The sequence below is a fragment of the Longimicrobium sp. genome, assembly GCF_036280135.1.
GTDB lineage: Bacteria > Gemmatimonadota > Gemmatimonadetes > Longimicrobiales > Longimicrobiaceae > Longimicrobium.
On record NZ_DASURI010000153.1, the window covers coordinates 1 to 3,482 of the forward strand.

Annotated in this window: 3 protein-coding genes; all 3 read left to right on the forward strand. The window is 71.3% G+C overall.

Annotation, left to right across the window (positions count from 1 at the left end; translation table 11 throughout):
* Positions 1-568: 568 nt before the first annotated feature.
* The 3 genes from VFZ20_RS04645 to VFZ20_RS04655 are packed head-to-tail and all read left to right on the forward strand — an operon-like array spanning position 569 to position 3,373.
* On the forward strand, positions 569-1,516 hold the full coding sequence (locus tag VFZ20_RS04645; protein ID WP_329682666.1) for an ABC transporter ATP-binding protein: 948 nt from the start codon (positions 569-571) through the stop codon (positions 1,514-1,516).
* Positions 1,500-2,399 carry a hypothetical protein gene (locus VFZ20_RS04650; RefSeq protein ID WP_329682667.1) on the forward strand — a complete coding sequence of 300 codons (900 nt, stop codon included), beginning with the start codon at positions 1,500-1,502 and terminating at the stop codon, positions 2,397-2,399. Before VFZ20_RS04645 ends, VFZ20_RS04650 begins: the two co-directional genes overlap by 17 nt.
* Positions 2,396-3,373, forward strand: coding sequence for an ABC transporter ATP-binding protein (locus tag VFZ20_RS04655; protein WP_329682668.1), 978 nt, complete (start codon positions 2,396-2,398; stop codon positions 3,371-3,373). The genes VFZ20_RS04650 and VFZ20_RS04655 overlap by 4 nt, the downstream gene beginning before the upstream one ends.
* Positions 3,374-3,482 lie beyond the last annotated feature (109 nt).

Here is a 3,482-nt window from a genome sequence, read left to right on the forward strand (position 1 = left end):
GGAGGTTAGCGCAGGGTTTCTGCCACGCGACGGCCGGTCGCGGACCGGAGGAATCAGCAGGATGACGGCGTCCCTTGGCAGAGGGGCTGCTTTCGGCGAGGGGACGGCATCCGTTTTTTTTTTCGAAGAGGCATGGTTTCGGCCTGGGAGCGCGGAATATGCCCGTGCGCATCATCCACCCGATCGCGATCAGGAAAAGACGGCCCGCGCTGGACGGGCGGCGGCTGGCGAGGGGGCTGTCCGAGCAGCGCACGAGGCCGGCTCCGCGCATGGGGGCCGGCCTCGTGGTTCGGATACAAGATCCTTCGTCGCCGCCATGGATCGCGCCGGGGGGAGGATCGCGCGGCGGCTCCTAAGGATGACGCATTTCGCGGGATGCCGCACGGAGGGAGGCGCGAAGGGAGGGATCGGCCCTCATCCTCCGAGGTGCGCAGACCGTGGCGGAACACGGGTGTTCCCCGGCTGAAACTTCCGGCGTAAGTTTCCCGTCCACCTCCCCGGCTACCCCGCCCGCGTCACCCTTCCCGGCGTTTCGCGCGGCCCTTACCCGCACCCCGCCGCACATCGGATGTCCCTGATCTCCGTACGCGACCTCACGCACACCTATCCAGGCGGCGTGACGGCGCTCCAGGGGCTCACCCTGGAGCTGGAGCCCGGCATCATCGGGTTCGTGGGCGCCAACGGCGCCGGCAAGAGCACGTTCATCAAGATCCTGCTGGGCCTGCTTACCCCCACGAGCGGCGACGTGCGCGTCTTTGACCTGGACGCGCGCACGCAAAGCCTGCAGATCCGCCAGCGCGTGGGCTACATGCCCGAGCACGACTGCCTTCCGCCGGACATGACGGCCACGGACTTCGTGTCGCACATGGGGCGGCTGTCCGGGCTGCCCAAGGCGGCGGCCCGCGAGCGCACGGCGGAGATGCTGCGGCACGTGGGGCTGTACGAGGAGCGCTACCGGCAGATCGGCGGATATTCCACGGGGATGAAGCAGCGGGTCAAGCTGGCCCAGTCGCTCGTCCACGACCCGCGGCTGCTGCTGCTGGACGAGCCCACGAACGGCCTGGACCCCGCGGGGCGCGACGAGATGCTGGAGCTGGTGCGGCGCACGGGCCGCGAGTTCGGCATCGCGGTGATGGTGTGCAGCCACCTGCTGGGCGAGATCGAGCGGGTGAGCGACTTCCTGGTGGCCATCGACGGCGGCCGGCTCAAGAGCGCCGCCCCCCTGGGCGAGTTCACGGGCGAGGAGGCGCTGCTGGCCGTGGAGGTGGACGAGGGCGCCGGCGCGCTCGTGGCGCACCTGGCGGCGCTGGGGCTGGACGCCGTGGAGGACGGCGACCACGTGCTGGTGCCCCTGCTGGACGACCGCCCGTACGACGCCGTGCGCGACGCCGCGGCGGAGCTGGGGCTGGCCCTGGTTCGGCTGGAGCGGCGCAGGCACTCGCTGCAGGAGCTTTTCCGCGCCCCGGCGGGCGCGGCCGCACACACCCGGGAGGAGGCGCATGGCACGCGCGCTTGAGGCCGCCGCCGGTACCATCTACGACATCGGGTACCGCACCTACGAAGGCACGCGGCTGGGCCGCGGCTATGCCTTTCGCACCCTGTACGTGCACTCGCTGCGCTCGGCGTTCGGCCTGGGGCGCGGCGGGCGGGCGCTGCTCATTCCCTGGGCGCTGTTCCTGTGCATGTGCTTTCCCGCCATCCTCACGGTGGCCGTGGCGGGGATCAGCGGGGGGATGATCAACAACATCATCGACTACCACGAGATCTTTCCCTTCGACGCCGCGATGCTGATGCTGTTCTGCGCGGCGCAGGCCCCCGAGCTGATGAGCACGGACCAGTACAACCGCGTGCTGCCCCTGTACTTCAGCCGGGCGCTGCGGCAGAGCGACTACGCCGTGGCCAAGCTGCTGGCTTTCTGGACGGCCGTGTTCATCCTGGTGGTGACGCCGCTGGTGATCGTCTTTATCGGCCGCATTGCCCTGCCGGTGGACTTTGGCGCCGCGCTGCGTGCGGAGTCCAGGAACGTGCTGCCCATCCTGGGCTCGGCCGCGGCGGCCGCGCTCGCCATGGGCACCCTGGCCGTGGGGCTGGCGGCGTACGTGCCGCGGCGGGGGATCGCCAGCGCGGCCGTGCTGGGCGCGTTCCTGCTGACGGCGGCCCTTGCCGCTTCCCTGATGGAGATGATGGACGGCGAGGGCGGCTCCAAGTACCTCGTGCTGCTGAACCCCATCCTGACCGTGACGGGCGCCGTCATGGGGCTGTTTGGCGAGCGGCCCGGCCGGGGCAGCGACCTGCGCACGGCGGGGCTGCAGCCGGAGGCGTACTACGCCGCCGTGGCCGTGTACGGCATCGTGTTCGTCCTGCTCCTGCTCAACCGCTACCGGAGGATCCGCACATGAGCGCGGTGACGCTCGCCCCGCCCGCCGCCGCGCCCTTGGCCGGACCCTCGCCGCAGCCGGCGACGCCCGCCGTGGAGCTGCGCAACGTGTCCAGGTGGTACGGCAACGTGGTGGCCGTGAACGACGTGTCGTTCACCCTGGGCGCGGGGATCACGGGGCTGCTGGGGCCCAACGGCGCCGGCAAGAGCACCCTGCTGCACATGCTGGCGGGCTTCCTGGAGCCGTCGGCCGGCGAGCTGCGGGTGGACGGCCGGCCCTCGTGGAACAACCCGGCCGCGTACCGCTCCGTGGGCCTGGTGCCGGAGCGCGAGGCCGTGTACCCGTTCCTCACGGGCTACGAGTTCGTGCTGATGAACGCGCGGCTGCACGGGCTGGCGGACCCGGAGAAGGCGGCGGAGCGGGCCATCGACACGGTGGACCTGCGCGGGGCCATGCACCGCAGGATCGGCGGATACAGCAAGGGGATGCGGCAGCGCGCCAAGGTGGCCGGCGCGCTGGTGCACCAGCCGCGCATCCTGCTGCTGGACGAGCCGTTCAACGGCATGGACCCCGGCCAGCGCATGCACATGATGGAGCTGCTGCGGGGCCTGGCGGACCAGGGGCGCACCATCCTCATCTCGTCGCACATCCTGGAGGAGCTGCACCACCTGGCCAACAACGTCCTGGTGGTGGTGGCGGGGCGGCTGGCCGCGTCGGGGCACTTTCGCGAGATCCGCCGGCTGATGACGGACCGGCCCCACACGTTCACCCTGCGCTCCAGCGACGACCGCCGCCTGGCCGCGGCGCTCATGGCGGACCCGTCGGTGCAGGGCGTGGAGCTGGCCGCGACGGGGATCACCGTGCGCGCGGGCGAGCGGGGCGGGTTCGCGCTGCACCTGCCGCGCGCCGCCCGCGACGCGGGCGTGACGCTGTACGAGGTGCGCCCCACGGACGAGTCGCTGGAAAGCGTGTTCTCCTACCTGGTGAAGCGATGAGACACTCGGTAGAACTGACGCTGGCGCGGCTGGCCGTCCGCCAGTTCCTGGGGAGCCGGCGCGCGCTGTGGATGCTGGTGCTGGCCCTCATCCCCGTCCTCATCGCCAT